The sequence below is a fragment of the Aneurinibacillus migulanus genome (assembly GCF_001274715.1).
GTDB classification, from domain to species: Bacteria; Bacillota; Bacilli; order Aneurinibacillales; family Aneurinibacillaceae; genus Aneurinibacillus; species Aneurinibacillus migulanus.
The window spans coordinates 3,340,373-3,366,305 of record NZ_LGUG01000004.1; the positions used below are offsets into that span (position 1 = coordinate 3,340,373).

Consider the following 25,933-nt stretch of genomic DNA (forward strand, 5'->3'; position numbering starts at 1 on the left):
TCTTCGGTTAGCCTAGCGCCCTTTTTTTCTTTTCTTATTTTTTTGTTTCCGTATTTACGAGACAAGGATATCCTGCGAAAAATTGCTTCCGTCTATATTCGCTCCACCGCTTTTTGTAAGGTGTAACCGTCTTTATTAGATTATACAAATGCGCCACTACCGTAAAAATAAAAACAGCGATTCCAAATCCCTGAACCCATATCATAAAACTCCGCTCTCCTTACTTTGTTTTCTATTTATTATACTATTTTTATCGGAATTGTAAACTTACTTTTCATCACTTTTGTTGGACATATAAAAAGCCACCCTTTCTGTAAACATCACAGAAAGAATATCATTCTGTACTCCATATTGTATGTATCCAGTTAAAACAAACATAAAAACAATGAAAAGCAACAAAAAGCACATATTTTACACTGTTTTAATGCACGATTAACATTTTAGGTTTATATTTAATTTGAAGGAAAATTTCTACAAAAGTGAAAGAGAGGGAGAAAAATGAACAATAACAAAATTCAAGCTGTTGTTTTCGATTGGGCTGGTACAACGGTAGATTATGGTTGTATTGCACCTGTCGCTATTTTTATCGAAGTATTTAAGAAACGCGGCATCGAAATCACATTAGCAGAAGCTCGTGAGCCAATGGGGTTACAAAAGAGGGATCATATTGTTGCTATTTGTAATATGCCTCGCGTGGCTAATCTCTGGCACCAAAAATTCGATAGAAAACCTTTAGAATCTGAAATTGACGAAATGTATAATGATTTTGAAAATATGATTTTGAAAATATGATTTTCCAAATCTTATCTAACTATGCACAACCTATACCCGGCGTTCTCAATTTAATGGAAAGATTACGGGCGAAGGGCATAAAAATCGGATCTACAACTGGCTATACAAAAGATATGATAAAGATTGTCGCCGCTGAAGCAAAGAAACAAGGTTATGAGTCTGATTATCTCGTAACATCAGAAGATGTTCCTGGTGGCCGTCCTTATCCCTGGATGTGTTATGAAAACGCGATGCACTTAGGCGTTTATCCAATGAGCTCAATGATGAAAGTTGGAGACACTGTGATTGATATGCAGGATGGCCGTAATGCGGGAATGTGGACAGTCGGTGTCGTACTAGGTGGTAGTGAATTAGGCTTAACACAAGAAGAAGTAGAGGCAATGGAGCCGCAATTGCTAGAACAAAAAATGGAAGAAGTTCGCCAGCGACTTATCGCCGCTGGGGCACATTTTACAATTGATTCAATTGGTGATCTAGATAAAGTCATTGAAAAAATCGAAATGGGAGAAATCGTTTATCAATAGGAAGTCTTATAAGAAGCACCTCTTCTATATAAGTTACACTTAATATTTTGACAGGGTAGCGTGGTTGGAGGTGGGAGAGTGAGAGAAAGAAGAGATTGGATGCGCCCTGCGATCCGGCAGAAGAAAGGGCAGCGTGTCTTTTTCCGATCGTTCCCGCCCACCGCCCTTCCTTCTTTTCTTACCTTCCACCATAAACATTTGTCGATGCATCAAATCAGATGTATATATTCGGTAGGGTTTTTTAGACTATCAAAGAACGAGGTGCTTTTTATATTCCTTTGTTTCTTCTCACAATTTCCCATAGTTTCTTAGTAATTTTCCCATAATTTTTGTATATCATCGTTAGAGAAAACTCTATATAAATTACACTTGATATTTTGACAGAGGAATGTGGTTGGGAGGAGGAGATTCGGAATGCGCTCCAGCAGAAGAAAGGGCAGCGTGTCTTTTTCCGACCGTTCCCGCTCACCACCCTTCCTTCTTTTCTTCCCTCTCACCACAAGAATTTGTCGATGTATCAAATCAGATGTATATAGGAGCATTCCTGTAATGAATGAAAATGCGAGTGGATAAAAAAAGTACCTCCTGTTAACATACAGAGTGTCACGGCCGTGACCTCGAAATAACAGAGGAGGTACTCACCATGAATTATACACAAAATCAACGCATTTCTCAAATCACAGAATCTACCTTGATTATTGGCATAGATATCGCTAAATACAAACATGTAGCACGCGCACAAAACGATCGCGGTCTCATGTATGGGAAAGCTTTTTCTTTCCCAAGTATGCGTGAGGGATTCGAAGCGTTCTGTCACTGGATGAAAAACATAATGAGGGAACACGAAAAAACACAGCTTCTTGTCGGAATGGAACCAACCGGACACTACTGGATGACTTTAGCAGCATTCTTGCGAAGCCGCGGGATTCCGGTCGTGGTCGTTAATCCGATGCATGTAAAGAAGTCAAAAGAGCTGGATGATAATTCACCAACGAAGAACGATCCAAAAGATGCCCGTGTTATTGCGCAACTCGTCAAAGATGGGCGGTACTCTGCACCTTATTTCCCAACTGGTGTATATGCCGAATTACGGGAAGCTGTGAAAATACGAGACCACCTTTCCTGCGAGCTTCAGCGTACTCAAGCCAAGGTGCATAATTGGCTGGATCGCTATTTTCCTGAGTTTTTAACGGTATTTACAAGCTGGGAAGGCAAAGCGGCTTTTGAAACCCTCAAGCATTTTCCACTGCCTCAGGATCTTATCCAGGCAGGTGCCTTTGAAGTCTTGACGATATGGAAGAAAAACATCCAAAGAGGACTTCGTCCCAAACGTGCGGGGGAGCTTGTAGAACAAGCTAGGCATTCGATTGGCCTTCAAGAAGGTATGAAAATGGCAAGGTTGGAGCTAAAAACACTGCTTACAACCTATGAAACTCTACAGCAGCAGATAGAAGAAGTCATAAAAGAAATCGAAGATTTATTACGAGATATTCCAGGTGTACAGTACATTCTTACGATTCCAGGCATAGGAGTCGCTACCGTTGCGGGCTTTTTCGCAGAAGTTGGAGACTTGTCTAGATACCAGCATCCTCGTCAGATTCAGAAGTTAGCGGGTCTAAATCTTAAAGAAAATCGTTCAGGCAAGCATCGAGGAAAAACACGTATCACGAAACGAGGAAGACCACGGCTTCGCGCTCTTCTCTACAAAGCGATTCGACCCTTAGTTGCCAAAAATCCAGCATTTAAGGCGCTACACACGTACTATACAACTCGACAGGAGAATCCACTCCGTAAACAGCAATCGTTAATCGCCTTGTGCTGTCGCCTCCTCCGCATTATGTTTGTGCTAGCTCGTAAACAAATCGATTTTAATATGAACAAGATGATAAAAGACACCCCTTTATGTGGACAGAACCAATCTCTTGCCGCATAAACCGTACAGTTGCTTATTTTTTGAAGAACATTCGCACTTGATATCTTGATCAAAAACGAAGCACGGAGAAGCCGGAATTATTTTTTCCATGCGGGCACAGACCCTGAATAGGAGCATCTCTGGCCTCCACCTCATGGACAGGTTGAACGAAGGAAAGTAGGGACATATGATCCTGAGAGACATGGGAGGGTACACCACCATGAGTCCTGTGGAGATCCAATGTGCAACCATATTTTTCAAAAAAGGCCGTAGGTCTTTGATGGCCTACACCCCCTACTTCCAATATTTTAAAAAGTTTCAAATGTCTAACTGAAGCTTCGTTTATAAAAATCAAGATATTGTAAGAATACATGAGTATTCATAAGAAAAACTTTAATTCATAGAGGGAGGAAATCTTCATGCGAATAAACAAAAACTATGGGCTTTTGGCCTTAATATTTGTTCTTGTACTTCTTATTATTGCCGGTCAAATCAGACCAGCGGTAGCCGAATACGGGAACGGAGAGGAAATTAGTGAGTCTGAATATAAAAAATACATACAATTAGTTAAAGCAATCGATCCAGCTACAGGAGCAGCGCTTGAGGCAGGCGATAAAGATGCATTAACATATATTCTTCATTTTCAAATTATGAATCGGTATATCGCTGATCAAGTGAACGAAACAAACGATATAAAGAAAGAGGCAGAAAAGAGCTTTAGCCAGTTTGAAACAGCAATAAAACAACAGCTTGGTACTGGGGAGAATATAGATCAATACTATGCTGATAATAATATAACAAAAGATGCGGTAAAAGCTTTTTTCTTGGATCAAACAAAAATGATTTCTTACTTTTCAAAGGATATTCCAGATACGGAGAAAAGGAAAGAATATGAAGAAGGAAAAAAACAAGGCTTCTTTACACAGGCCGATGTACGTCATATCCTTATTAATACAGAAGAACGCTCTAAAGAAGAAGCGAAGAAAAAAGCGGAGGATCTTGTAGAGCAGCTGCGAGCCGGCTCCGATTTTGCTAAACTGGCAAAAGAAAATTCAGATGATGCGGGGAGCGTAGAAACCGGTGGACTATATCAATACAATGAAACACAACCGCTTGGACAAACGGTAGAAGCGTATCGCAATGCGGCTATGACGCTTCCACTAAATAAAATTAGCGAGCCGGTTGAAACGGAATACGGGTACCATATCATGCGAGTAGAAAAAAGAAGCGAACAGACATATGATGAGGTAAAAAAACAAATTGAAAGTTCGCTTGCATTGGACAAGGAAAACGAGTTCTTCACTTCAAAACTCCAAAAAATCATTAAAAAAGAAAATATCCCTGCTTTCATGATCAAAAAACAGCCACAACAACCAACTTCTGAACAGCCCGTACCTGATCAGACAGTGCCAGACAGTCAGTCGTAGTATACAAGGCAGTAAAAGAAAGTAATGCTGCGAAAAATCAAATTTGTGTTCTTAAGAAAAAGCCGGAGTTTGGCCCAATAAGGGCTAAACTCCGGCTTTTGTTTATTTTTAACCCTTGAGGGAAAGATAAAAGTGATTTTGTTCCCGTCTTGTGTTATTGCTTCCACATGAATGGAAGTCGAGCCCGGGGAATGAATCTGGTTTCCTACAACGCGGTAATTAGTTCTGCAAATTAAAAACCATAGAAGGTTTTTGAAGGTTATTGGAACGCAGGCGATACGCGACTACTTTCTTTTTGTACTGTTTGAATACATCAACGCGATCATTGTATCTATATACAAAAAACCTAACATCGTTTTTACCCCTCTTAGTATCAATGACCAATGGAGTCCCACTGTTCGTTGGAGGAAAATCATATTGTTCTAAAAATATCGCTTCGTTAAAATGATTAACAACTTGAATTTTGTCTTCACCTTCTAAGGGTTTTCCGTCGATGGTTACGGTGACAGTTGCCTCATTAAGTTTTGGATGCAATTCAAATTTGCTGAAAAACGAGTCCGCAACAGAGGTTGGAAGACACGTCACTATTAGTTTAATAGAACCCATAAGAATCAACGAAAGTATAAACCAGGTCGTCATATTTTATCATTTCCTTTACGTTCTAAAATAATATTATTACATCAAGGGTGTTGATTATCCAATACGATCCAGATTGGATAGCCACCACACCGTGCCCAAAACGGGCGTCGGTTCGTCTCCCGCACGGAAGCATGGAGGACCGCTTTTTGCCCTAAACCAGGCGGGACTGCAAAACATCTGGGTAGACGCGAAGAGGGAGACAGTTGCGGTCCTCTTTCGCCTGGTCGGGCAATCGCTCGGGAAGAGAGACAAAAGGTCTTGTTTGTGTCCCGTTGTGATGGTCTTTTCCCCTCTGAACAATCAACACCCTTGGTATCCATAGACGGATAGAAAAGAATGACGCGCACGGCGTGCGTCCCCTTTGTTTTTTACAGCAGAGCTACATAAGAGCAACTAGAGTTGTTGCCTGCGGTACCAGCTACGTTTTCTTTATCGTGTGGAACGTATGGCGCCAAGGAGGAAATCGACCGGCAACTGTCTCCCACTTTGAAACACCTAGATGTTTTGCCGGTCCGAACTTGGCGCCACAAAGTGGCCATGTCTCTTCCCTGTGAGAAAAAGACGGAGGAACACGCCGACGCATGCATCTTCTTTCTTCCACCTTATGGATAATCAACAGGTGTGTTATTACATAACTTATATTATCACAGTACATTTAGTTAATTTATGTGCATTATGTGAAACTTGATAAAGTTACGAGGAAGGGGCAACGGAACGCTTTTACGCAATCTCCTAGCGGAAGAAGACAAACAAGCGTGCATTTGCCCACAACTGTTCGAAGATACAGCTTCTTTGTCCCTTTTGTGGGCAAGTTGCTTGTCTCCTGAAGCGATCGGTTATCCCTCCCTGCGCAGCGTAACCAAGTGACATGCCCATCCCTTCTCCTATCCCTCATCACGTTTTGTCTTCTTTTCAAACGGTCAAGCACATTCTTTAATATTGAGCCCTTTTTTAATAATAAAGAGCAGTTAAAAAAAACACATGATCCAATTCATAAGTATGTGACTCATCCACTTTCCAAAGTTTTGCCTATATACATCTGATTTGATACATCGACAAATGTTTATGGTGGAAGGTAAGAAGGAAGGGCGGTGGCCTTTCTTCTGCCGGATCGCATTCCGAATCTCCTCCTTCCAACCACATTCCCTGTCAAAATATCAAGTGTAATTTATATAGAAACATTAACTAACGGGAGCTTCTTGTGAAAAAATACGGTTATCTTTTCATATGCAGCAACTGTCGATTCCAGACGATGCTGGATAATCAACACCCTTAAGAAAAAATATATTTATACGAGAAAACTATGAATAAATAGTCAATGGTACAAGCATGCAAATACTCCCTTTCATATACTAAAAACAAAAGGGGGTGATAATATGAAAAAGGCAACAATAGGACGAGTACAACGTAGGAGAAGAGTTGGCATCCGACAAGCTGTTCCAACTGTAAGTTTATTTGCTGACCCTAATTTTGCGGGAAGGAGATTAAGGTTTCGTGGAAATATCGGTGTACGTAACCTTCTAGATGCTTTTAACTTCAATGATGTCTTGTCAAGTTTCGAATTAGATGGTGATGATGTTACACTTGTATTATTTGAAAATGTTAACTACGGGGGTAGGCCGGTGGTATTTAGAACAGCAAGAGATGTGGCAAATCTAGGAGTTGCAAATTTAAATTTTGATAATATGACCTCTTCTTTTGTCATGGTCAACCGTTTGTTAACCGATGCCGAAATTACTGCAATTCAAGAAAATGCTAGAGCACCTAGAGGTGTTGCCGAAGTTTTGAGAAGAACTCGGCCTCGGAGGATAGTGAAAAAGAAGATAGTGAAAAGAAGAGTAAGATAGTTGGATTTTACTGTTTTCACAAAAGGTTATATTCTACTTCATAGGATATAGCCTTTTTCTTATCATTATAGTTAGAAAGCTAACCGTTTCACAGATACAGCTTCTTTGTCCCTTTTGGGGGCGAGCTCGCTTGTCTCTTGAAGCGGTCAGTTATACTTCCCTGCGCAGCGTAACCAAGTGACATGCTCATCCCTTCTCCTATCCCTCACCACATTTTGTCTTCTTTTCAAACGGTCAAGCACATTCTTTGATATTGAGCCTATATTATAATAACAAGAGTGTTGATTATCCAGTACCATCCAGAGTGTATAGTCACCACAACGAGCCCCAAACGGGCATCGGTTCGTCTCCCGTACAGAAGGTTATTGTGCTCGCTTTTTGCCCCGGTCAAGCGGGACAGCAAAACATCTGGGTAGACACGGAGAGGGAGACAGTTGCTGCCCTCTTTCGCTTGACCGGAGACAACCGCTCGGGAAGAGAGACGAAAGGAACCCTGTTCGTGCCCCGTTGTTAGTGTCTCTTCCTCTCTGAACAATCAACAGATGTGCTATAATAACTCATGTCTAAGAAAGGCGGCTGGCTATGTATTATAATCAATCATTCCCTCCATATTCCATGATGTCTCCCTCCTTCCCCTCCAATAATCAGTACATAATAAAAGTATCTGGAGAAGGATCGATCCCTACGACTCCTGACAGAGCCATTATCGTACTAGGTGCAATCACAGAATCCCCAAACATAAGCACAGCCCAAAAAGAAAATGCTGAAACTATGTCAAATATAATCAACTCACTTATGGAATTAGGGATTCCAAGGGAAAATTTGAAGACAGTGGAGTATAGAATAGATATACAATATGACTATGAAGATGGAAAACAGACCTTTCGCGGATATAAAGTCACCTATCTCCTCCAAATTACCATCGACAAAATCGATCAGACAGGGCTTGTCATTGATACGGCTGTCAAAAATGGCGCCAATTCTGTCTCAGACATCAAATTCACAGTCGCACATCCGAACGTATATTATAATCAAGCCCTGTCGCTGGCTATTAAAAATGCTGAGCAAAAAGCGGTTACCATAGCAAAAACGTTAGGGGCTACGCTACATCAAGTTCCAAACCAGGTTCAAGAAGTATCTGCTACCTCGGAACCCGTTCCCTATCAAACTGCCCTCTACGCAAAAAGTGTAGCTACTCCTATTCAACCAGGACAACTGGAGATTTCGGCTAAAATAACGGCCGAGTACTCTTATTACCAATAAAGAAAAAAACCTATCTGCCTTTAACCTGGGCTACTGAAAAAATACTCCTATCCGTATGAATTTCGATCAACACCGGTTTGCCAGAGCCAAGAGCCCTTTCTTCTGCCGGATCGCAGGGCGCATCCAACCTCTTCTTTTTCTGAATCACCTCCTTCCAACCACGCTACCCTGTCAAACTATCAAGTGTAATTTATATAGAAATTTCCCTCCCTCTCTTTCACTATAATTTCTTTATAAAAAAACTATTGATTCAAAATTTTCTTTTTTATATATTTATACATAACGAAATAAAAAACAGAAAAAAACATTCGTTTCGAAATTTTATATCGAATAAAACTTACATAAAGTACACTTTCTTTTGTAGCAACCTTTTATTAGGAATTAATGAAAACTTGGGAGTGAGGAACATGGTTTACAAGTATTCTGAACTGAATGAAATGCCGCCTATGGAGATTGATGATATCGATCGAAAAATCATTGGGCTTCTTCATGAAAATGGACGCATTTCTTACACCGATTTAGCTAAAGAAGTCGGGCTTTCCCGTGTAGCTGTTCAATCAAGAGTGAATGCGCTGATTGAGTCAGGTATTATTGAGCGTTTTACTGCGGTGATTAATCCCGCAAGAGTAGGAATTCAAATTTCTGCATTTTTCAATGTAGATGTAGAGCCGCGACATCTACATGAAGTAGCTGAGCAACTGGCAGCTGAAACATCGGTGACAAGCCTCTATCATATGACTGGCCCAAGCACCCTGCACATGCATGGTATGTTTGCAAACATGAAAGAGATGGAAGATTTCATGCAAAATACCTTGTATTCTATGCCAGGGATTGCGCGCGTGGAGTCACAAATGCTCATCAAACGCTACAAGAGTCGAATGGGAATGAAATTATAAAGAAGTATCTTGCATAGAAAGGTGGGGAAAAGGATGAGTCTGTCTTCGTATAAAGAAATTATCTTCGCTATGTTGCGTACAGGGATTCTTGGTTACGGTGGTGGCCCCTCTGTTATTCCATTAATTCAGCATGAGGCTGTTGTAAAATACAAGTGGATAAAAGAAGAGGAATTCGGAGAAATTTTAGCGTTGGCTAACGCGCTGCCAGGGCCCATTGCAACCAAGATGGCTGCTTATCTTGGTTATCATAAAAAAGGAACCATCGGCGCCATCATTGCTGTGCTTGCCCACATTCTGCCAACCAATATTGCTATTATTGCTTTACTCGGGACGTTGTACTCATTAAAGGATTCGCTCATTGTGGCTGGAATGGTGGCAGCCGTCCGGCCCGTTGTTGCCGTAATGCTCGGTTTAATGGCCTATGAATTTTTCGCAAAGGCGTGGAAAGGGCTAGGCAAGCTGCTTGGCCTCGGCTTTGGTCTGCTTGCCTTCCTCCTTCTTTCCGTTGTTGAGCTTCACCCCGCCATTGTCATTATTCTCTTTCTAGCCTATGGTACGTCTCACTTTGCTGTTGCTAACAAGATGGAAAGACGGAGACAACAGAAAGAGCATGAACATGAAAGGGGACTTCCTTTATGATTTTAATAAACCTGTGGGAATTATTCTGGGGTTTTTTTGTAGCCAACATACTTGGATATGGCGGAGGTCCGGCTTCTATTCCGCTTGCGCAAGAGGAAATCGTCAATCATTATGATTGGCAAACAACGGAACAGTTTGGCGATATGTTAGCGGTAAGCAATGCGCTCCCTGGACCCATTGCGACTAAAATTGCCGCCTTTATTGGTTATCAGGAAGCTGGCTGGCTGGGCGTGCTTGTCACGACTCTAGCAACAGTAGCACCATCAGCAATCGCTCTGATTGTTCTTTTAAAAATCCTAAATAAATATCGAAATTCTCCTGTTGTTAAAGGAATGACGCTTCTTGTGCAACCGGTTATTGCCGTTATGCTACTGTTGCTTACATATGATATGGGTTTTGTTTCTTATGAAAACATCGGGCTTTTACAATCGATTGGAATCGCGGCCATTGCCTTGCTTTGTATAACGAAATTGAAATTGCATCCGGCCCTTGTTATTGTTTTGGCGTTTGCATATGGCGGCCTTGTATTACCCCATGTTATGACATGATTACGAGAATTTATGACGTACTAACTCCAAAGTGGTTGGAGGTAAGAGAAAATATAAGGAAGAAATCAAAAGCATCCTGCGTGTGGGTTAAAAAGAGCTAGCGTGTCCTTTTCCATCCGCTCTCCCTTCGCCCTTCCTTCTTTTCTTACTTCCTATCACTCGGGTATATAGAACCGATTTTCTTATAACGGAGTTAGAAATCTTTTCTTTTGCCGGAAAATCGCCCATTCGATAAAGCCAATCTCCTTAAGCCGCCTACGAACTAATTCAAGATCTTCTCCGACCCTTTCCGGCGTGTGTGCATCTGACCCAAATGTAACTTTCACTCCGTAGTATAACGCGCGCTCCAGAATATCATCGGAAGGATACCACCCTCCGGCAGCCTTTGTTTTACCTGATGTATTCACTTCAATCGCAACATCGCATTCGGCGATAATCTGCAGCGTTTTTTCTACCGCTTCCGTCTGAATATCGGAAAAGGCAGGATAAAAGCCCTTCATGGCATCAATATGGCCCAGAATTTGAAACATGCCACTGCGGGCCGATTGTTCAATAAGTGAATAATATGTTTCTTTGCTTTTTACTTTTTGCTCATGGGTCAACCCATTCCAACGCTTCTTGTTGAAGATGCTTACTCCGTCTACTTTATGAACCGAACCAATAATATAATCGAATGGATACGGGGCGAAACAACGGCGGTAGGCCTCTACGTGTTCGGGAAAGAAGTCTGATTCTACGCCAAGCAGTACTTCGATCTTCCCGCTATACTCTTCCTTTAGCCGTAAAACTTCCGTTACATATTTGGGGAACTCGCTTTTCCCCATGGCGATGCCAGGAAAAGCCTGGTCTTCCTCGTATGTAAAATAAGGAGAATGATCTGCAATTCCAATAATAGTAAGCCCCTGGCTAATAGCTGCCTCAATATAGTCGCGAATCGGTTTCTTTGCATGACCACAGCGTTCGTGATGAGTATGAAAATCAAAGGTTAAAGGAGTCTTTAATTCATTCATTTGTGCTTCCCTCTCTCTGTTTCCTTTCATTAATACATTCTACATGGTGTCCCATAAAGAAATTGGATATGCGAAAATACGCCAATAAAATTGAATAAGAATTCTATTTCTCCGCCAAACTACGAGTGTATATTTTACTGAGGTGATACGGTTCATGACATACCTGAAAATAAAGGGCGTTTCCTTACACTATATGATTCAAGGAAAAGGAACGCCGCTTATTTTTATTCATCCCCCTGTACTCAGCAGCGTAAATTTCGCCTATCAGCTTAAGGAGCTCTCAAAGCATTTTACAGTTATTGCGTTTGACATACGAGGGCATGGTAAAAGCCAACCCTCTGCGCAAATGCTGACGTATTCGCTTATCGTTGAAGACATGAAAGAAATCATGGATCACCTTAACATAGAAAAAGCATTCGTGTGCGGCTATTCAACAGGCGGTTCCATTGCTCTTGAGTTTTTGCTGACGGCTCCCGAACGGGCATTAGGAGCCATTCTCGTTGGCGGGATCTCAGAAGTAAACAGCTGGTGGTTAAAAAATCTGATTTCTCTGGGAGCTACACTTGCCAGGTCCGGAGCGCTCTCCACACTGGCCTACTCCATTTCCTGGAGCAATTCCGATACGATGGCGATATTTCAAGAATTGTTGAAGGATGCCAAAAAAGCCGATAAAAGAAATGTGGAAGAGTACTATCGATATAGTTTAACGTATAACTGCACAAACCAGCTACGGACCATTCCTTTTCCCGTATTGTTGGTGTATGGAGCAGAAGATAAGCATTTCCATCCCTATGGAAGACTTATCCATAAAAATATAACTAATAGCGAATTTGTATTAATATCTAATGTAAAACATCAGATTCCAACAAAAGCGCATGATGAACTAAACGATCTAATTAAGAAGTTTGTGCATACTTAATTGCTACTACCTGTTTATTTTTTCAAGGTATTAGGAATAACAGGTTTGTTCATCCAATGTTCATCAGTTTGCACATGATTTTTCCTAACAAATTTTGCAGCAGAATAAATGAAATCATCATAATGAAATTCATCGGCAAGCCTGACGACAAAGCCTTCCTGTTCGCCGCCGAATACTGATTGTTTCGTATAACATTTTTTAATTGCTTCCTCATTCCATATTCCCTGGTACAGCACAGGCACCGTCTCGATCATATGTCTCTTTGCCCATGCTTCCGTCTCACTCCAGGCAAGACACATATTTCGTTCGTTCCAAATGGAAAATAACAAGAAATAGCTAGGCAGCTCTTGGTAATAAATAGAATGCTGGGCAAACATATTTTCTCCACATAGTCTCCATCCTTCTGGAATAGAACCACTCAACATACTATGAAACATTTTTATCCAGTGTCGTGAAGGATGATCCTTACTATCGATTGAGCGGGCATGTAAATAATCGCGGTACAAGGTCGTATTTTCTCCGTCCATCTTTTCTGTCACGACTACTTCTTTCCCTTCGAAATGCTGAACATGTTTCAGCACTTTGTCATCATGCGTATAACTCCTTGACCAGGGTAGATGAAACGTTCTCGGATATTTTACCCTCATGTCCTCGTTCCTCCTTTCTCTTGCACGCTTACTTTGCATATATATCCGCTTCCTTAAAGAAATAAAGCTTCCATAAGTATTCGTCACCTAAAAGCCGGTATATTTCCGACACAGCTTCCTGACCGCCGTAATTGATTTTCATGTGATATTGAATTAAATTAACTGCTTCGTGGATAAATTCTTCCGTAAATCCCAACTCATATAAAAAGTGACACGCGATTTGTGCAGATACATATTCATGACCGTAATATGAGTAATGGCCTTTTAGCTTTTTATATGCTTTGCAGAAAGGTTTTCCGATGTCATGAAACAAGGCAACTACTTGCATGACTTGTTTATCCTTTTCCGTATAGAAGGCATTGACGTACTCAAAAACGTGGTAGGTGTGTTTGCATAATGGATGCTGGTGATGCGGATTTTCTTGATTAAACTGATACATCTCCTTGAAAATCGGAATGTCTTTCAGAGACGCAAACAATTCGTCGTATGCGGGTTCTTTTTGCAGAAGTTTAACAAATTCGGTTTTACTTATGTTATAGAGAGCTTGTTCATGAAGGATATGAATTCGGTCCCAGCCCTCATTTACGATTGGAAAATGAAAGTTTTTGCGCATCTTTTCTAAAACAACATTCTCCACTTTCCGTTTTCGGTTTTGATTTCGTTGCAGGCAAATGGAATAAGGTACATCGAGATAATAACACTCTTTTTCAACACCATGGAACTTTTGCAAAGCTTTTATTCTCTTTTCCCGATCTAAATTAGTCGCATCAAGGATGACGGACCGTCCTTCCGCCAACGCTTTTTCGATCCGGCTATACACTTCATAAAAGACATGATTCGTATTTTTCTGCCGTGACTCATCCCCGAATAGCTCCTTGCGAATGGCATCTGTAGATACAATTACAGCCTTCTCTTTTTTAGCTATTTCATTTGCCTGACGGCTTTTTCCGCTACCGGAAATTCCGAGCATAAAAATTAGTTTATTCATATTCAATTCCCTCCTCCCGAATTATATTTGTAGCATAGACAAAAAAGCCTGCCAGGTATTTGAAAATAGCAACCGAGCAGACTTTGCATTCTATGTTATTCCTTTTCTGCTTTATACTATCACAATCAGTCGCGTAACTCTCTATAGTACGTATAGTATACAAGATTTTTCCTTTCTTTTCGAGTTAAAAAGAAAGCTGCCTCGGTAAAATGAGACAGCTTTTTTGAATGTTTCGGAAAAAATTATCTTTCCTTACTTTTAAATGCTTGTTCGTATACGTTCATCCCTTCTACCCTACCCGCTTCATGCTCTTTGTCATCCAATACACTATCATAATTCTCATTCAGCGATTGTACAGCTTCTGGGCTTCCTTGCTGTGTTTTCTGGTTGCCGGGATTGTTTCTATTCCGTTGTCTCGCAGCTTCATCCGGCTGATGAACGTTTTGTTTTTTCATATATTTGTCGTACCGATCGTCTATTTCCTCTGCTAGTTGACGGTAGAGTTTTGTTTCCTCTACAACAAGGTCTTGTGTCGTTTGAATACGTACTTCGTATTTTGCTGGCAAACGGTCAACTGCTTCTTTCTTTGGGTCTCTGGCCTCCATCTTTCCTTCTGTAAGGAGATGGGCAACTTCTTCTTCAAGCTTTTTCTTCTTATCCATTCCAATTCCTCCCCACACATGATTGTCTTTTCTTTACGATTCCCTGTTTTATATTACGTTAATCATACTTTTGCTGCTGAAGAAACTCACGAAGTTCGGCTATAATACTCTCTTTCTCTCTGTTGCTTTCCCATTCTTCTTCAATCGCTGCATACAGACGGTCACACTCTTCATTGGTAATCAGCTTCTCTTCTAAAAGCTGATCGAAGCATTTAAGCTTGCTCGCGGTACGTCGTACAATTTTCTCATAAGAGATACCTTGGGCCATCGCACGCTTATTGTACAATACATGGCCCGCCTCATGGGCAAGAATATCGAGAAAAAGATCCACACCTATTTTCTCAATATCCCCCAGAATATAAATAATGTGTCCACCGTTACGATACTCCGCCATCCCGTTTATTTTCTCATCATTATGAATAAAATACACTTCGCATTCAAAGCGGGTTTCTATCCATCGGGCGCACTTCTTCATGAATGCTTGCTTATCTCTTTCTTCCGAAGAGAGCATGGTATACACCTCTCTTTGTCGTTAATGAGGCAGTGTCGTATTCTCACGTTCATATTCATTAGGAGTCGGCGAATAAGAAACAAAGCCATCGCTATTTTTTTCATTCATACCCGTTTTTGTGTGCATTACGTTTTCCATAAGATAGGCAACGAAGATTTCATCCCTCACAAGCCAGGCAGCATGATTTCTCTTTATAAACCGTTCCGCTTCTTCAAAGGAGTCGAACGTGAGCGCCATGTTTGAACCGTTTTCTTCAATCATCCATTCTCCTTCGCTCAGCGGATAGATGAAAAACGTATCCTCCTGTCTGTTTTCGTATAAAGATCCATTATTGGAGCCTTTACAATTATATACATTTCGAAAGGCATCCGCTCTCACCGGTTCGATATGAAACGGTTCGGCAACATATAAGCGGTAGGCCTCCTCCGTTAACGAGCATCCCGCCGCTTTCGCATGGCCGCCACCACCAAAACGATGGGCAACGTCTGACACATCGATATGATCATGAATAGTTCGGAGACTGATTTTCTTTCCCCCTGCATTAATGATGGCAATATAATCAAGATGCTGGTTATCCTTTCCTAATTCGTTTCCCAGCTCTGAATGATAGGACTCCGCATGAACAATACCCGCACAGTGCTCTCCGATAAAGGTTTGAACCATTTCCCGCCGTTTTCTGCGGACGTATCGCTCAATTTTACTGTCTTCCATATCCAATATCTTTTGTTCGAAATCGTCAAACTTGAATGAGTCACCCATATTAATTTTTTGGATCATTCTCTCCTCAAATTCATCGATGGAAATCATAAAGAAAAGGTCATTTAAACGTTTGGCCTCGATATTTCCGTTCTTGTCCCATTCCCATGTATCATATTGGCGGACCAGCTCGACAAACTGACCTAATGCCTTAGAGGGTTCCATTAATTTATGCTGTATCAAATATTCATACAGCAGCGACGTTGCGGAAGCCAATCGCCCATCTTCATACTCAACTTGAACCATTCCCCAATCGTATTTGTTAAAATGAAGAGCGGTTTTATGGTGATCGATTAGTTTGACCTTCCCGCCTTTTTTGACGTGCTCATCAAGACGTTGTTCATTTTTTTCATTCACAGAGAGATCGGTAATAAAAAGGCAATCATCGCTTCGGCCTTTCTCTAGAAAGCGCTCGACCTGAAAATCCAGTCCCGCCACGGAATTATAGCGAATGTCTACGTTTTCTCCAAAGGCTAGTTTGGCAACAATTCCACATCCGACTCCATCCAAATCATTATGAGAATATAAACGATACATCGCTTTCCTCCTGTCCTTTTGTGTTAGTATGCGACATTGTGGAATGGGATAAACAAATCTGTTTAGCATGCGTTGTTGTACATAAAAAAGCCACAGCAGATATGTACAATCTGCTGTGGCTTCTAACGCTTTGCTTAAAATCCGAACACATCTGTTTCACATGCCCTTTTCCTTAAAAAAGGTTTCTTCAATCATACTCGCATCGAATTGAAGAACAGTGCCCAAGCCCAAAAATAGGGCGAACAAGTCCAAAAACCAATTTTTGTTCGTGCCCCTCGTAGCCAGACACTTAAACATTTCTTGAAACTGCATTGTTGCATCCGGAGCGACAACAGGCGCGGTTCCAAAATGCTTTAAAACAAGATCAAACTTAAGATGAACGGCTAACGATAGCATGTCTCTCAGAACTTCAACATACCCTTCCACGCTTTTTTCTTTGTAAAAATGTATGATTTTATTATGCAAGCTGGAAATAAACGATTCCGTGTCCATTTCTTGTGGCTCTATTGTATCTACCATTTTTTTTATGTTCATACAATCATCCTTTCCGACTTCTTTCCTCTACTGACTATGTACCTTTATAGCGATACATCGAATAATCGGCGCTGGCCTTGCGCATAGCATAACGAGCAGGTAACCCTCTGGCTACCCACCGTAACGCAGAAAGGATATTGGTTTCATCTTCAAACTGCTCGACAATCACAATCGTCTCTTCATTTATGTATTGTTGCAGCTCATCCCAACCCATAGCTGAATATACATCGGTTCCATATGTCTTTAAAGCTACAAAGTCGGCAAATTTAGGGTTTTCCATGCGTACAATCTTTTGAATTGCTTCTGCACACAAAGGATGGATGTGGGGATTTGGTTTCATATGATACGTAGGTTCCTTTTTTAGCATATTATTTTTCTACTTCTACTCTTACCCCATTAGGGAAAATCAGCACATACGAACCAAAGCGTAGCGGTTCCTTACAACAACGGCTTTTGAGTTTCTTGCGCTCCTTCTTCTCAAGCCCGACGAACGTCCCGCAGGCCGCACAGCTTGTCTCATAGCCCTCCTGCATAGCCAAAGCATATAGCGGCGCTCCAATGCGCTTGCATTCCTGCTTAAACACTTCATCCTCATCCCGAAATGGTTTCCCTTCTATGAACAAATGATAATGGGCGAGTTCATGCTTAAGCGTACCGATAACATGCTGGGCCCCGAATTGATTATATTGCCACATGCTTTGTACGATACGTATCGGCTTATGGATATGCTGGTTAAAAGCAAAGAAACCGGCCGCATTCTTCAATGACTTGTCCCATTCTATCGGCACTTTACATGGACGCCCATAGTAAGTAAGACTAAGCTGGTTCCCAAGCCAGGCAAGCTCTTTATGATCGCTCGTATCAATCGCCCTTACTGACTGTTCATGAAAGGAAGAATGATTTTGAAATGCTTTCGCTTTTTCTTTTGCTTGACGTTTGAGCCGATTCATCCAATCCATGGCTTCTTCGTAGGAAAGCCGGGATAATAAAGAGTCCGGCTTCTCCCCTAATTCTAAAATAAGGGAGTACAGGTACTTCATTATAAGTGCAGTAGGTTTATTATTGCTCATTCTTATTATTCTAGAAGATTTGTCCATTCCTGGCAATACAGCTTTCACCGGAAAAGGAGCATGTGGTATAATCAACAAACGAAATCAATCCACTAAAAATGAGGCTCAATGTATGTTAACTTTTGAAGAGAAATTAGCGATTATCGAATCGTTCCCGCAATTGCAACGAAAAAATGTGTCACTGGGACGAGTGAACTTTCATTACGAAGAAAGCGTATTTGACAAAAAAATAGTCGTTCACCACTTGCACCCGAACGGTAATGGCTTTGTCTACGCTGGCCGTCTGCCTGAATACGATTCAGATAATAAAGGAATGGTCAATATCCGTGACTATTCGGCAGATGCCCTACGCTCCTTAATTCAATCGTCTATCTATTCCCTCTCAGACCATACGGAGGCAGACGCAGAGTGCTCCACTGCTGAAGGTGAACGCTGGATTGGACCAGAAAAACACATACTTTTACTTGTACATGAAAACGATTTATGGAACGTGTATACAGGATTAAACCTGGAAGCATCTTTTGAATCACATGAAGAAGCGGAGCAGTACATGCAAGAAGAGGGATTTACACGCATGTAGGCGCGGCGGTAATCAAGCTAACAAAAATAAACGAAAGACAAAAAGCTGTCTCTGTAAATTGAGACAGCTTTTTGCTTGCTATTACTACATATGCCTATTCATATTTTTTAAACACTAATGACACATTATGACCACCAAAGCCTAAAGAATTACTCAAGACAGCCTGTATGTCCGTTTTTCTCGCCTCATTAGGCACATAATCCAAATCCACTTCTTCATCAGGTGTTTCATAATTAATGGTAGGAGGTAACACACCTTCTTTTATTGCCAGAATCGAAAATACCGCTTCAATCGCGCCTGCCGCTCCAAGCAAATGCCCTGTCATGGATTTAGTCGAGCTCACAGCTACCTGGTACGCATGCTCCCCGAATACAGACTTGATTGCCTGCGTTTCGTATAAATCATTGTAAAACGTACTTGTACCATGCGCGTTAATATACTGAATATCTTCCGGCTTTACTCCTGCATCATCGAGGGCCAATTTCATCGCTCTGGCTCCACCTTCCCCACCAGGCGCAGGCGTGGTAATATGATGGGCATCCGCAGTCGCGCCGTATCCTACAATCTCACCGTAAATGTTTGCCTTTCTACGTATAGCAGACTCAAGGCTTTCAAGAATTAAAATACCTGCTCCTTCTCCCATAACGAATCCATCCCGATTTTTATCAAACGGGCGGCTTGCTGTTTCCGGGTCTGGATTAAAGCTAAGTGCTGTCATACTGGAAAAACCCGCTAACGCCAAATCAGTAATGGGGGCCTCTGTACCACCTGCAATCATAATGTCGGCATCCCCACGTTGGATTACTTTAAAAGCATCTCCGATCGAATTCGCTCCAGATGCACAAGCGGTTACCGTACAAGCGTTAACCCCTTTTGCACCAGTCAAAATGGAGACCTGGCCCGAAGCCATGTCAGGAATCATCATCGGAATGAAAAACGGACTTACCCGTTTGTATCCTTTTTCCTCAAATCTTCTAAATTGCTCCTCATGCGTGTCCATTCCACCAATTCCACTACCAATCCAAACGCCAATGCGCTCCGCATCAACATTTTCCCCGACCTTAATGCCTGCATCGTGCACAGCTTCCAAAGAAGCGGCAACCGCAAATTGCGTAAATCGGTCCATTTTTCGTGCTTCTTTTTTATCTATATAGTTTGCAGGATCAAAATCCTTCGCTTCCCCCGCTACTTTTACCGGAAATTTCTCGGCATCCCTTCGTGTAAGCGGACCGATTCCTGAACGTCCCCCTACGATCCCGTCCCAAGTGGTTTTCACATCGTTTCCTAACGGGGTAATCATCCCGATTCCTGTAATAACAACGCGTTGCTTATTCATAATTATGTCTCCTCCTATCTTAAACTATTGCCCCCATCTTATAACGAGGCTTGCCCAGGTTAACCCGCCTCCAAAGCCGGCTAAGACCAATGTATCTCCATCGCTAATTCTTCTGGTTGTAACTTCATGATGCAGCGATAGTGGAATCGAAGCGGCAGAAGTATTACTATACCTGTCTACGGTTACAGAAATGCGATGGTCCTCAATCCCGAGCTTTTCTTGTGCCGCTTTAATAATTCGAATATTAGCTTGATGAGGAACGATCATATGAACATCATCTATGGTAACATTCGCTTGCTCCATTACATGTAAGATCGTTTTTGGAACTTGGCGAACAGCAAATTTATACACTTCTCGCCCGTTCATTTTCACCTTTTTATCTGTACGGAGATGTTGGCCGCCACTTCCATCGGCCCCCAGCTCAAAGGAGCGTATCCCTTTGTGTTCACTTACGGGACCAAGAACAACCGCTCCTGCTCCATCACCGAATAAAACAGCTGTGTTACGGTCATTCCAATCTACAATCTCAGAGAATTTTTCGGCGCCAATGACTAACACATAACGGTATGCGCCTGTTTCAATAAATTGTTTGGCTGTAACCATTCCATAGATGAAGCCGGAACAAGCAGCACCAATGTCCATTGCTCCTATGTTCCTCGCTCCTAGTTTATCTTGAACCAAACAGGCTGTAGAAGGAAACATATAATCGGGAGTTGCGGTTGCTACTAGAATTAAATCAATGTCTTCAACCGCCAACCCGGCATCTTTGATGGCTTTTTGCGCTGCAATCGTCGCCATATCGGATGTACTCTCATCCTCTGATGCGATATGCCTTCTCTCGATTCCTGTTCTTGTTCGAATCCATTCATCAGAAGTGTCCATTATCCTGGCCAAATCATCATTTGTTACAATGTTTTCAGGGACATGGACACCTAACCCTAGTACACCGACACGAATCATTTCTCTGGTCTCCCATCTTTATGCAGTCTCCATTTTCATAGCAACCAATTCTCCATTGTATGCTTTACGCATTTTTTAAAATAAACTATGTAATGTATAAACCCTCTACCTACTATACCTTTTCAGATAAAACACGTAAATAAATATAAAAATACTGACAATTTATTTTTTATTATTTATTCATTTATCACGAGAGCTTTATACTCTTTTTTTGAATAATAGATTGATATTTCATTTTATCATGCTGATTTGCTTCATGGATAAACTATTTATTCATCCTGCTCTTTTTCACAAAAATAACCCCCTCTCCAAATTTCGGAAAGGAGGTTATCATTCCAGGAGGAACCAATGGGATTAGGAAAGTCTTCGTTTATAAATGCGTGATCTTAATGTCCAATTTGCCATGGACGGCTTGGCTCTTTTTTATGACTATGACGATGATAGTGAGGCTTCATATCCAATTCCTGCTTACTCATCACCTTTGGTTCCGCCCCATACTCTATCCTCTTACGGATATTATGAGACATCATCATCAGACCCGGTGCAGAAAATACCCGTTCCGCCTGTTCATCACAGGTAGGACATTCCACCGGTAGCCCAGTCTCTTGCATAGTCAGCCATTTTTCAAAATCTCCGCATTCCCTACAACGATACTCATAGATGGGCATTTGTTTACACCTCTCCCCGGATTACTAACGCTTACTATTTCGGCTTGTGATTCTATTGACGATTCGGCTTTGGAAGAATATCCTTGTCAAAGATCGCCGTCGGTATCGCAACCGTGCAGCATGCATTCGGGACATCAACAATTCCGTTAATCCGACCTTCTACAGGGGCTGTTCCGAGAATCATATATGCCTGCTCTCCCGTGTAGCCTAACGTTTTCAAGTATTCAATCGCATTCAGGCAGGCGCGGCGGTAGGCAATATGGGCGTCAAGGTAATGGTTGTCCCCCGTAAATTCGTCAACGGAAATGCCTTCGAACACTAAATAATCGCTGTAATGCGGCTCAACCGGCCCCGGCTTAAACATTGGGTTGTTAATGACGTTATACCTCGACATCCCGCCTTTAATCACATCGACATGAAGATCAACCCACCCGGCCATTTCAATTCCGCCACAAAAAGTAATTTCCCCGTCACCCTGAGAAAAGTGAATATCACCGAGCGAGAGCTTGCCTCCTTTTACAAATACCGGAAAATAAATACGTGAGCCTTTAGACAGGTTTTTAATATCGCAGTTTCCGCCATTCTCCCTTGGTGGTACAGTCCGTGCGCCTTCCCTGGCAACCCTGTCGAATTCAGCTCCTTTTAGTGTACCAAGAACGGCACTATCAGGAGTCGGGAGATTGGCTAACGTCGGAACCCGATCCGGATTAGAATCGAATAGCTTTTTCTCCCTCTGATTCCACTTGGCTAGCATTTCATGGGAAGGAGCAGTTCCAATCAAACCTGGATGGATGATACCGGCGAATTTGACACCTGGAATATGACGGGAGGTCGTGTAAATTCCTTGAAAATCCCAGACAGATTTAAGCGCTTCTGGATAATGCTCAGTTAAGAAGCTCCCTCCGTTTTGCTTATCGAATACTCCATTAAATCCCCATTCCGCTCCCTGGATGGCACCGATATCAAGAATATCTACCACAAGGAGATCACCCGGCTCTACTCCATTCACCCAAATCGGTCCGCTTAGCACATGAACCCGATTCAAGTTTACATCACGAATGTCGGAAGGATCATCATTGTTGGAAATTTGTCCATCAGTCCAATCCTTACATTCAACACGGAAAATATCGCCTGGATTGACGGATACAGTGGCTGGGATATCCGGATGCCACCGATTATGTCCCGGTGTTTCTTGTTCATCCATCGGTTTGTTCAAGTCAATTCGGAATAATACTTCGGGCATGACAATCCCTCCTAAAAAGTTAGTAAACAGGTCTGCACAAACTAGAAACATCTGGAAATCACAAGGAGAAGCTACTATTTTATGACCTTATCTCTTACTATTAGACTCGACACCGTTTTATGCCTGAAGTTTATCCTTCTTTTTGAACATTCTTCATTTTTGACAATTGATTCAAAACGATACTTACAGCCATAGCATCATCTAAATAACCAATCGGAAATAGGTAATCAGGAATAACATCTACAGGTAAAATAAAATAAAATAGAGCGCTCCCCATTAAAGCAGATTCAACTAGTGTACACTTCTCATACCGAAACTTCTCATACATTTGCTTTAAATGACCAATAAATGGACCTATTCCATCCACTTTCCGGATTTTTGCCTCAAAATTTTTAAGAATCGATTCTTTCCCCTCTTCTGTTTGTGCATATTGTTTATAATTCACTAACAATTGTTCAACACGTGCTGTTGTATACTGTTGATCCAATAATTTAGCTGATTCAAGAAAATTTTGAATGACCTCAACAGAGTTGTGAATATCTGAATCCGCATTTTCCTGTCTCCATTCAATATTAAAACCAGCCGCTTCAAATAATTCTCCTGTAGGAACTCCAAGACATTCAGAAAATTTTTGTAAGTGTTGAAGGTTTGCTTTTTGTTTGCCATTTATGATTCGTGAAATCGTCGCTGTATCAATTCCTGAAAGTACACTAAGTTTACGCATTGACAGTGAACGTTCCTTCAATAATGTTTTTAACAGTAACCCAAGATGTATATTTCTTCTGTCTTCAAACATATCCTGTTCCTCCTTTTTATGTTAATGAGCATTGTAATTTTATCAACAGTATATGTAACGACTCCTGAATATTTGCAGCGTAATGAGTATTTCAATGTTACTACTTTGAAATGTCCCCCCCCAGTATTCCCAACAGACTAAAGCAAACTCATCTCATAAACGAAAAAGGCGTGAATGGGAACGATGATCCACTCGAACCAGAGATTCCAGTACACGCCTTATTAATACACTAGTAAACAACTCTCAAAAACTCATTCTTCTCTCCCTATACATTTCCAATTGTAGCTTGCGTAATTTTTCCCTGTTTACTTTCACCGCTTTCCTCTTCACCACATATACCTAAATGAATCTGTTTTCCTAAAAATGAATCTATATAGAATCCGTTTTTAAATATTTTACTTTTAACAGTTTTTTTCTTATGAAGTTGAGAACAAACAATACAATAATACATTTACACCCACCCCTTCATTAATTTAAATTCTCATCCTGTTAAAGCATAGTATGGGGAAATGCTTAAAAAAGTGCTTTTTAATACAAAAAAGTGTTGATGAAATTTCAACACTCCAACGTTTATTAGACTTTTCGTTGAATGTTTCTCAACAGTTTTTGTAAGGACAAACACAAATTCTCAACACCCTTAATACAATTACAGCAAACGAAGGGAGTGGAAATAAAATGGCGTGGTTAATTGTCTTAGGTTTTACTCTTGCATCGAGTATCGATAACTTAGGGGTAGGTATATCGTATGGTATTCGGGGAATTCGGATTAGTTGGCTTTCAAATCTGCTAATTGCGATTATCTGTTTTCTCTTCAGTGTAACTGGTATTTTGTTTGGACAGTGGCTTTCTCAGGTTTTACCCGGAATATTCCCCGTTCTGGCCGGGTCTTTCCTATTATTTATCATTGGCATCCGAATCATTTTATTAACAATCCCGCGTAAAAAGAAAATATCAAAAGTGGTTAAGGAGAATGAGTCACCTATCAACAGCATTAAACAGGTGCTAAAAGATCCTGAGAAAGCTGATATCGATAAATCCGGGGAAATTGGTTGGGGGGAAGCGATTATTCTCGGCATTGCGCTCTCTGCGAATGCTCTGACTAACGGATTGGGTGCAGGTTTGCTTGGTTTATCACCGCTTACTATATCCTTAGCGGCCGCAATTGGCAGCTTTCTAACCGTTTGGGCTGGTGTGGTTTTTGGTTATAAAGTATCCTCCATTCGTATTGGTTCTTTCACATTAGGTCAATTCGGCACAATCATAAGTGGTGTCATGCTTTTAGTAATTGCAGTGAATTTCCTGTTTTAAACGATGCCAGCATCGTTTCTTTGTAAAGTACTAGATAACTATTCAGAAACCAATCTATATACACCTGATTTGATACATTGACAAATTTTTATGGTGGGAGGTAAGAAAAGAAGAAAGGGCGGTGGGTGGGAGCGGTCGGAAAAAGACACGCTGGCTTTTCTTCTGCCGGATCGCAGGGCGCATCCAACCTCTTCTTTTTTCCGAATCCCCTCCTTCCAATCACGCTCCCTTGTTAAAATATCAAGTGTAATTTATATAGGTACATATTTAATCCTCCGATTTATCCCCTTTTACTAAGCGTTGATTGAGATTATACTCACCTATAATATTCTTCTAGCTTTTTTGATCCAATATTATTGCCCCTCTTATGAATACCCCCTCAAGGTTTTCATATACTCATACACTTCTTTTTTCGATAGGTTTACACGCTCTGAAACGGTCGATATCTTCATCCCTTGTCCAAGCATATCCGCTATTTTTACTTTCATCGTATTCTCATATTCTTTAGCGATAGTAAATAGTGGCTGCAATAAGGACTTCCAACTACTATTATCTGCATACGTATCTTTCTTTGAGATTGTCTTTACCAAATTTTCAACGTCCCTCTTACGAATGTTCGTACCATTCTGCTGGATAAACATATTGATACAGCATAAATGATCCAGAAACTCCAACATTGATTGTGCCAAATAAGAACCGCCTTCCCAATTCCCCATATCATGCATTAGCTTTGAAATCGAATAGCCAGCTTCAGTCACATCTGCAATAATCGGATCCCCACACATCGTTTCGTGGCCTATTACAATCCAATTCTCATCCCATAACGCCTCTCCCTTTATAAGTGAGTTGCCTTCCGGATCGATGCCATATCCTATTTGTGCTTCATCTAGTTCATTGATAGTACAAAGCTCCAGTGTGATG

At 41.3% G+C, this 25,933-nt stretch carries 35 protein-coding genes and 1 pseudogene; 14 read left to right on the forward strand and 22 right to left on the reverse strand.

The window, feature by feature from the left end:
- Positions 1 to 34: 34 nt before the first annotated feature.
- Positions 35 to 205 (reverse strand): hypothetical protein, encoded by a 171-nt coding sequence (locus AF333_RS33780; protein ID WP_158502324.1) that lies wholly within the window; start codon positions 203 to 205, stop codon positions 35 to 37.
- A gap of 293 nt (positions 206 to 498) precedes the next feature.
- Between AF333_RS33780 and phnX the strand changes: the two are divergent.
- Positions 499 to 1,316 (forward strand): annotated as a pseudogene (gene phnX / locus AF333_RS17770) (phosphonoacetaldehyde hydrolase).
- 39 nt (positions 1,317 to 1,355) lie between these two features.
- On the opposite strand, the gene AF333_RS35600 reads toward phnX, so the two are convergent.
- Complete coding sequence (locus AF333_RS35600) at positions 1,356 to 1,529, reverse strand: hypothetical protein (protein WP_235496551.1); 174 nt, start codon at positions 1,527 to 1,529, stop codon at positions 1,356 to 1,358.
- A gap of 95 nt (positions 1,530 to 1,624) precedes the next feature.
- Positions 1,625 to 1,837 (reverse strand): hypothetical protein, encoded by a 213-nt coding sequence (locus AF333_RS35605; RefSeq protein ID WP_235496552.1) that lies wholly within the window; start codon positions 1,835 to 1,837, stop codon positions 1,625 to 1,627.
- Between the two features lie 122 nt (positions 1,838 to 1,959).
- Between AF333_RS35605 and AF333_RS17775 the strand changes: the two genes are divergently transcribed.
- Together AF333_RS17775 and AF333_RS17780 are read left to right on the forward strand one after the other, a co-directional pair.
- On the forward strand, positions 1,960 to 3,249 hold the full coding sequence (locus tag AF333_RS17775) for an IS110 family RNA-guided transposase (protein ID WP_043064577.1): 1,290 nt from the start codon (positions 1,960 to 1,962) through the stop codon (positions 3,247 to 3,249).
- A gap of 398 nt (positions 3,250 to 3,647) precedes the next feature.
- A complete protein-coding gene (locus AF333_RS17780) occupies positions 3,648 to 4,655 on the forward strand; it encodes a peptidylprolyl isomerase (RefSeq protein WP_052812382.1) in 1,008 nt (335 codons plus the stop codon).
- A gap of 219 nt (positions 4,656 to 4,874) precedes the next feature.
- Here AF333_RS17780 and AF333_RS17785 read toward each other — a convergent pair whose 3' ends face one another.
- Positions 4,875 to 5,294, reverse strand: a complete 420-nt coding sequence (locus AF333_RS17785; RefSeq protein WP_043068632.1) for a YfmQ family protein — start codon at positions 5,292 to 5,294, stop codon at positions 4,875 to 4,877.
- A gap of 41 nt (positions 5,295 to 5,335) precedes the next feature.
- The gene (locus tag AF333_RS32945; protein WP_139189127.1) at positions 5,336 to 5,641 is read right to left on the reverse strand and encodes a hypothetical protein; all 306 of its coding nucleotides are present in this window, start codon (positions 5,639 to 5,641) and stop codon (positions 5,336 to 5,338) included.
- 337 nt (positions 5,642 to 5,978) lie between these two features.
- Between AF333_RS32945 and AF333_RS35610 the strand changes: the two genes are divergently transcribed.
- From AF333_RS35610 to AF333_RS17790, 3 genes are all read left to right on the forward strand, one after another.
- Positions 5,979 to 6,161: a hypothetical protein gene (locus tag AF333_RS35610; RefSeq protein WP_235496553.1), complete on the forward strand. Its 183-nt coding sequence runs from the start codon at positions 5,979 to 5,981 to the stop codon at positions 6,159 to 6,161.
- A 177-nt stretch (positions 6,162 to 6,338) separates the two neighbouring features.
- Positions 6,339 to 6,461 carry a hypothetical protein gene (locus tag AF333_RS36880; RefSeq protein ID WP_268753625.1) on the forward strand — a complete coding sequence of 41 codons (123 nt, stop codon included), beginning with the start codon at positions 6,339 to 6,341 and terminating at the stop codon, positions 6,459 to 6,461.
- Between the two features lie 209 nt (positions 6,462 to 6,670).
- Positions 6,671 to 7,141 (forward strand): beta/gamma crystallin family protein, encoded by a 471-nt coding sequence (locus AF333_RS17790; protein ID WP_235356726.1) that lies wholly within the window; start codon positions 6,671 to 6,673, stop codon positions 7,139 to 7,141.
- Positions 7,142 to 7,400: 259 nt separating this feature from the next.
- On the opposite strand, the gene AF333_RS35615 is transcribed toward AF333_RS17790, so the two are convergent.
- Positions 7,401 to 7,676, reverse strand: coding sequence for a hypothetical protein (locus AF333_RS35615; protein WP_235496555.1), 276 nt, complete (start codon positions 7,674 to 7,676; stop codon positions 7,401 to 7,403).
- Between the two features lie 47 nt (positions 7,677 to 7,723).
- Between AF333_RS35615 and AF333_RS17795 the strand changes: the two genes are divergently transcribed.
- The 4 genes from AF333_RS17795 to AF333_RS17810 all read left to right on the forward strand — a co-directional run bounded on the left by AF333_RS17795 (position 7,724) and on the right by AF333_RS17810 (position 10,487).
- Positions 7,724 to 8,404, forward strand: a complete 681-nt coding sequence (locus AF333_RS17795) for an SIMPL domain-containing protein (protein WP_052812381.1) — start codon at positions 7,724 to 7,726, stop codon at positions 8,402 to 8,404.
- A gap of 407 nt (positions 8,405 to 8,811) precedes the next feature.
- The gene (locus tag AF333_RS17800) at positions 8,812 to 9,300 is read left to right on the forward strand and encodes an Lrp/AsnC family transcriptional regulator (protein WP_043068631.1); all 489 of its coding nucleotides are present in this window, start codon (positions 8,812 to 8,814) and stop codon (positions 9,298 to 9,300) included.
- A 33-nt stretch (positions 9,301 to 9,333) separates the two neighbouring features.
- Entirely contained in the window at positions 9,334 to 9,939 is a 606-nt protein-coding gene (locus AF333_RS17805; protein WP_043068630.1) for a chromate transporter, read from the forward strand.
- Complete coding sequence (locus AF333_RS17810; protein WP_043068629.1) at positions 9,936 to 10,487, forward strand: chromate transporter; 552 nt, start codon at positions 9,936 to 9,938, stop codon at positions 10,485 to 10,487. The genes AF333_RS17805 and AF333_RS17810 overlap by 4 nt, the downstream gene beginning before the upstream one ends.
- Positions 10,488 to 10,669: 182 nt before the next feature.
- Here AF333_RS17810 and AF333_RS17815 read toward each other — a convergent pair whose 3' ends face one another.
- Positions 10,670 to 11,497 (reverse strand): histidinol-phosphatase, encoded by an 828-nt coding sequence (locus AF333_RS17815; RefSeq protein ID WP_043068628.1) that lies wholly within the window; start codon positions 11,495 to 11,497, stop codon positions 10,670 to 10,672.
- A gap of 154 nt (positions 11,498 to 11,651) precedes the next feature.
- On the opposite strand from AF333_RS17815, the gene AF333_RS17820 reads away from it, so the two are divergent.
- Complete coding sequence (locus tag AF333_RS17820) at positions 11,652 to 12,416, forward strand: alpha/beta fold hydrolase (protein WP_043068627.1); 765 nt, start codon at positions 11,652 to 11,654, stop codon at positions 12,414 to 12,416.
- Between the two features lie 14 nt (positions 12,417 to 12,430).
- On the opposite strand, the gene AF333_RS17825 is transcribed toward AF333_RS17820, so the two are convergent.
- The 8 genes from AF333_RS17825 to AF333_RS17860 form a co-directional block, all read right to left on the reverse strand.
- Positions 12,431 to 13,063: an RNA ligase family protein gene (locus tag AF333_RS17825; RefSeq protein ID WP_043068626.1), complete on the reverse strand. Its 633-nt coding sequence runs from the start codon at positions 13,061 to 13,063 to the stop codon at positions 12,431 to 12,433.
- 28 nt (positions 13,064 to 13,091) lie between these two features.
- Positions 13,092 to 14,051 (reverse strand): AAA family ATPase, encoded by a 960-nt coding sequence (locus AF333_RS17830; RefSeq protein ID WP_043068625.1) that lies wholly within the window; start codon positions 14,049 to 14,051, stop codon positions 13,092 to 13,094.
- 242 nt (positions 14,052 to 14,293) lie between these two features.
- A complete protein-coding gene (locus tag AF333_RS34335) occupies positions 14,294 to 14,713 on the reverse strand; it encodes a hypothetical protein (protein ID WP_074715347.1) in 420 nt (139 codons plus the stop codon).
- Positions 14,714 to 14,771: 58 nt separating this feature from the next.
- Complete coding sequence (locus AF333_RS17840; protein ID WP_043068624.1) at positions 14,772 to 15,224, reverse strand: hypothetical protein; 453 nt, start codon at positions 15,222 to 15,224, stop codon at positions 14,772 to 14,774.
- Positions 15,225 to 15,245: 21 nt separating this feature from the next.
- Complete coding sequence (locus AF333_RS17845; protein ID WP_074715350.1) at positions 15,246 to 16,517, reverse strand: DHH family phosphoesterase; 1,272 nt, start codon at positions 16,515 to 16,517, stop codon at positions 15,246 to 15,248.
- Positions 16,518 to 16,673: 156 nt separating this feature from the next.
- A complete protein-coding gene (locus AF333_RS17850) occupies positions 16,674 to 17,051 on the reverse strand; it encodes a hypothetical protein (protein WP_043068623.1) in 378 nt (125 codons plus the stop codon).
- 34 nt (positions 17,052 to 17,085) lie between these two features.
- Positions 17,086 to 17,391 (reverse strand): hypothetical protein, encoded by a 306-nt coding sequence (locus AF333_RS17855; protein ID WP_052520380.1) that lies wholly within the window; start codon positions 17,389 to 17,391, stop codon positions 17,086 to 17,088.
- 28 nt (positions 17,392 to 17,419) lie between these two features.
- Complete coding sequence (locus AF333_RS17860) at positions 17,420 to 18,121, reverse strand: SprT family zinc-dependent metalloprotease (RefSeq protein ID WP_043068621.1); 702 nt, start codon at positions 18,119 to 18,121, stop codon at positions 17,420 to 17,422.
- A gap of 112 nt (positions 18,122 to 18,233) precedes the next feature.
- Here AF333_RS17860 and AF333_RS17865 point away from each other — a divergent pair, with 112 nt between their 5' ends.
- Entirely contained in the window at positions 18,234 to 18,701 is a 468-nt protein-coding gene (locus AF333_RS17865) for a hypothetical protein (RefSeq protein ID WP_043068645.1), read from the forward strand.
- 94 nt (positions 18,702 to 18,795) lie between these two features.
- Here AF333_RS17865 and fabF read toward each other — a convergent pair whose 3' ends face one another.
- The 6 genes from fabF to AF333_RS17895 all read right to left on the reverse strand — a co-directional run bounded on the left by fabF (position 18,796) and on the right by AF333_RS17895 (position 24,155).
- A complete protein-coding gene (gene fabF, locus AF333_RS17870) occupies positions 18,796 to 20,037 on the reverse strand; it encodes a beta-ketoacyl-ACP synthase II (protein WP_043068620.1) in 1,242 nt (413 codons plus the stop codon).
- Between the two features lie 24 nt (positions 20,038 to 20,061).
- Positions 20,062 to 20,994 (reverse strand): beta-ketoacyl-ACP synthase III, encoded by a 933-nt coding sequence (locus AF333_RS17875; protein ID WP_043068644.1) that lies wholly within the window; start codon positions 20,992 to 20,994, stop codon positions 20,062 to 20,064.
- A 389-nt stretch (positions 20,995 to 21,383) separates the two neighbouring features.
- Positions 21,384 to 21,665: an FmdB family zinc ribbon protein gene (locus AF333_RS17880; RefSeq protein ID WP_043068619.1), complete on the reverse strand. Its 282-nt coding sequence runs from the start codon at positions 21,663 to 21,665 to the stop codon at positions 21,384 to 21,386.
- A 52-nt stretch (positions 21,666 to 21,717) separates the two neighbouring features.
- On the reverse strand, positions 21,718 to 22,908 hold the full coding sequence (fmdA, locus tag AF333_RS17885; RefSeq protein ID WP_043068618.1) for a formamidase: 1,191 nt from the start codon (positions 22,906 to 22,908) through the stop codon (positions 21,718 to 21,720).
- Between the two features lie 130 nt (positions 22,909 to 23,038).
- Positions 23,039 to 23,704: a helix-turn-helix domain-containing protein gene (locus AF333_RS17890; RefSeq protein WP_043068617.1), complete on the reverse strand. Its 666-nt coding sequence runs from the start codon at positions 23,702 to 23,704 to the stop codon at positions 23,039 to 23,041.
- 265 nt (positions 23,705 to 23,969) lie between these two features.
- Complete coding sequence (locus AF333_RS17895) at positions 23,970 to 24,155, reverse strand: DUF3973 domain-containing protein (protein ID WP_043068616.1); 186 nt, start codon at positions 24,153 to 24,155, stop codon at positions 23,970 to 23,972.
- Positions 24,156 to 24,379: 224 nt separating this feature from the next.
- On the opposite strand from AF333_RS17895, the gene ytaF reads away from it, so the two are divergent.
- A complete protein-coding gene (ytaF, locus tag AF333_RS17900) occupies positions 24,380 to 25,012 on the forward strand; it encodes a sporulation membrane protein YtaF (RefSeq protein WP_043068615.1) in 633 nt (210 codons plus the stop codon).
- Positions 25,013 to 25,102: 90 nt separating this feature from the next.
- Positions 25,103 to 25,309: a hypothetical protein gene (locus tag AF333_RS35620; protein WP_235496557.1), complete on the forward strand. Its 207-nt coding sequence runs from the start codon at positions 25,103 to 25,105 to the stop codon at positions 25,307 to 25,309.
- A 68-nt stretch (positions 25,310 to 25,377) separates the two neighbouring features.
- Here AF333_RS35620 and AF333_RS17905 read toward each other — a convergent pair whose 3' ends face one another.
- Positions 25,378 to 25,797: a hypothetical protein gene (locus AF333_RS17905; protein ID WP_052812380.1), complete on the reverse strand. Its 420-nt coding sequence runs from the start codon at positions 25,795 to 25,797 to the stop codon at positions 25,378 to 25,380.
- Positions 25,798 to 25,933 lie beyond the last annotated feature (136 nt).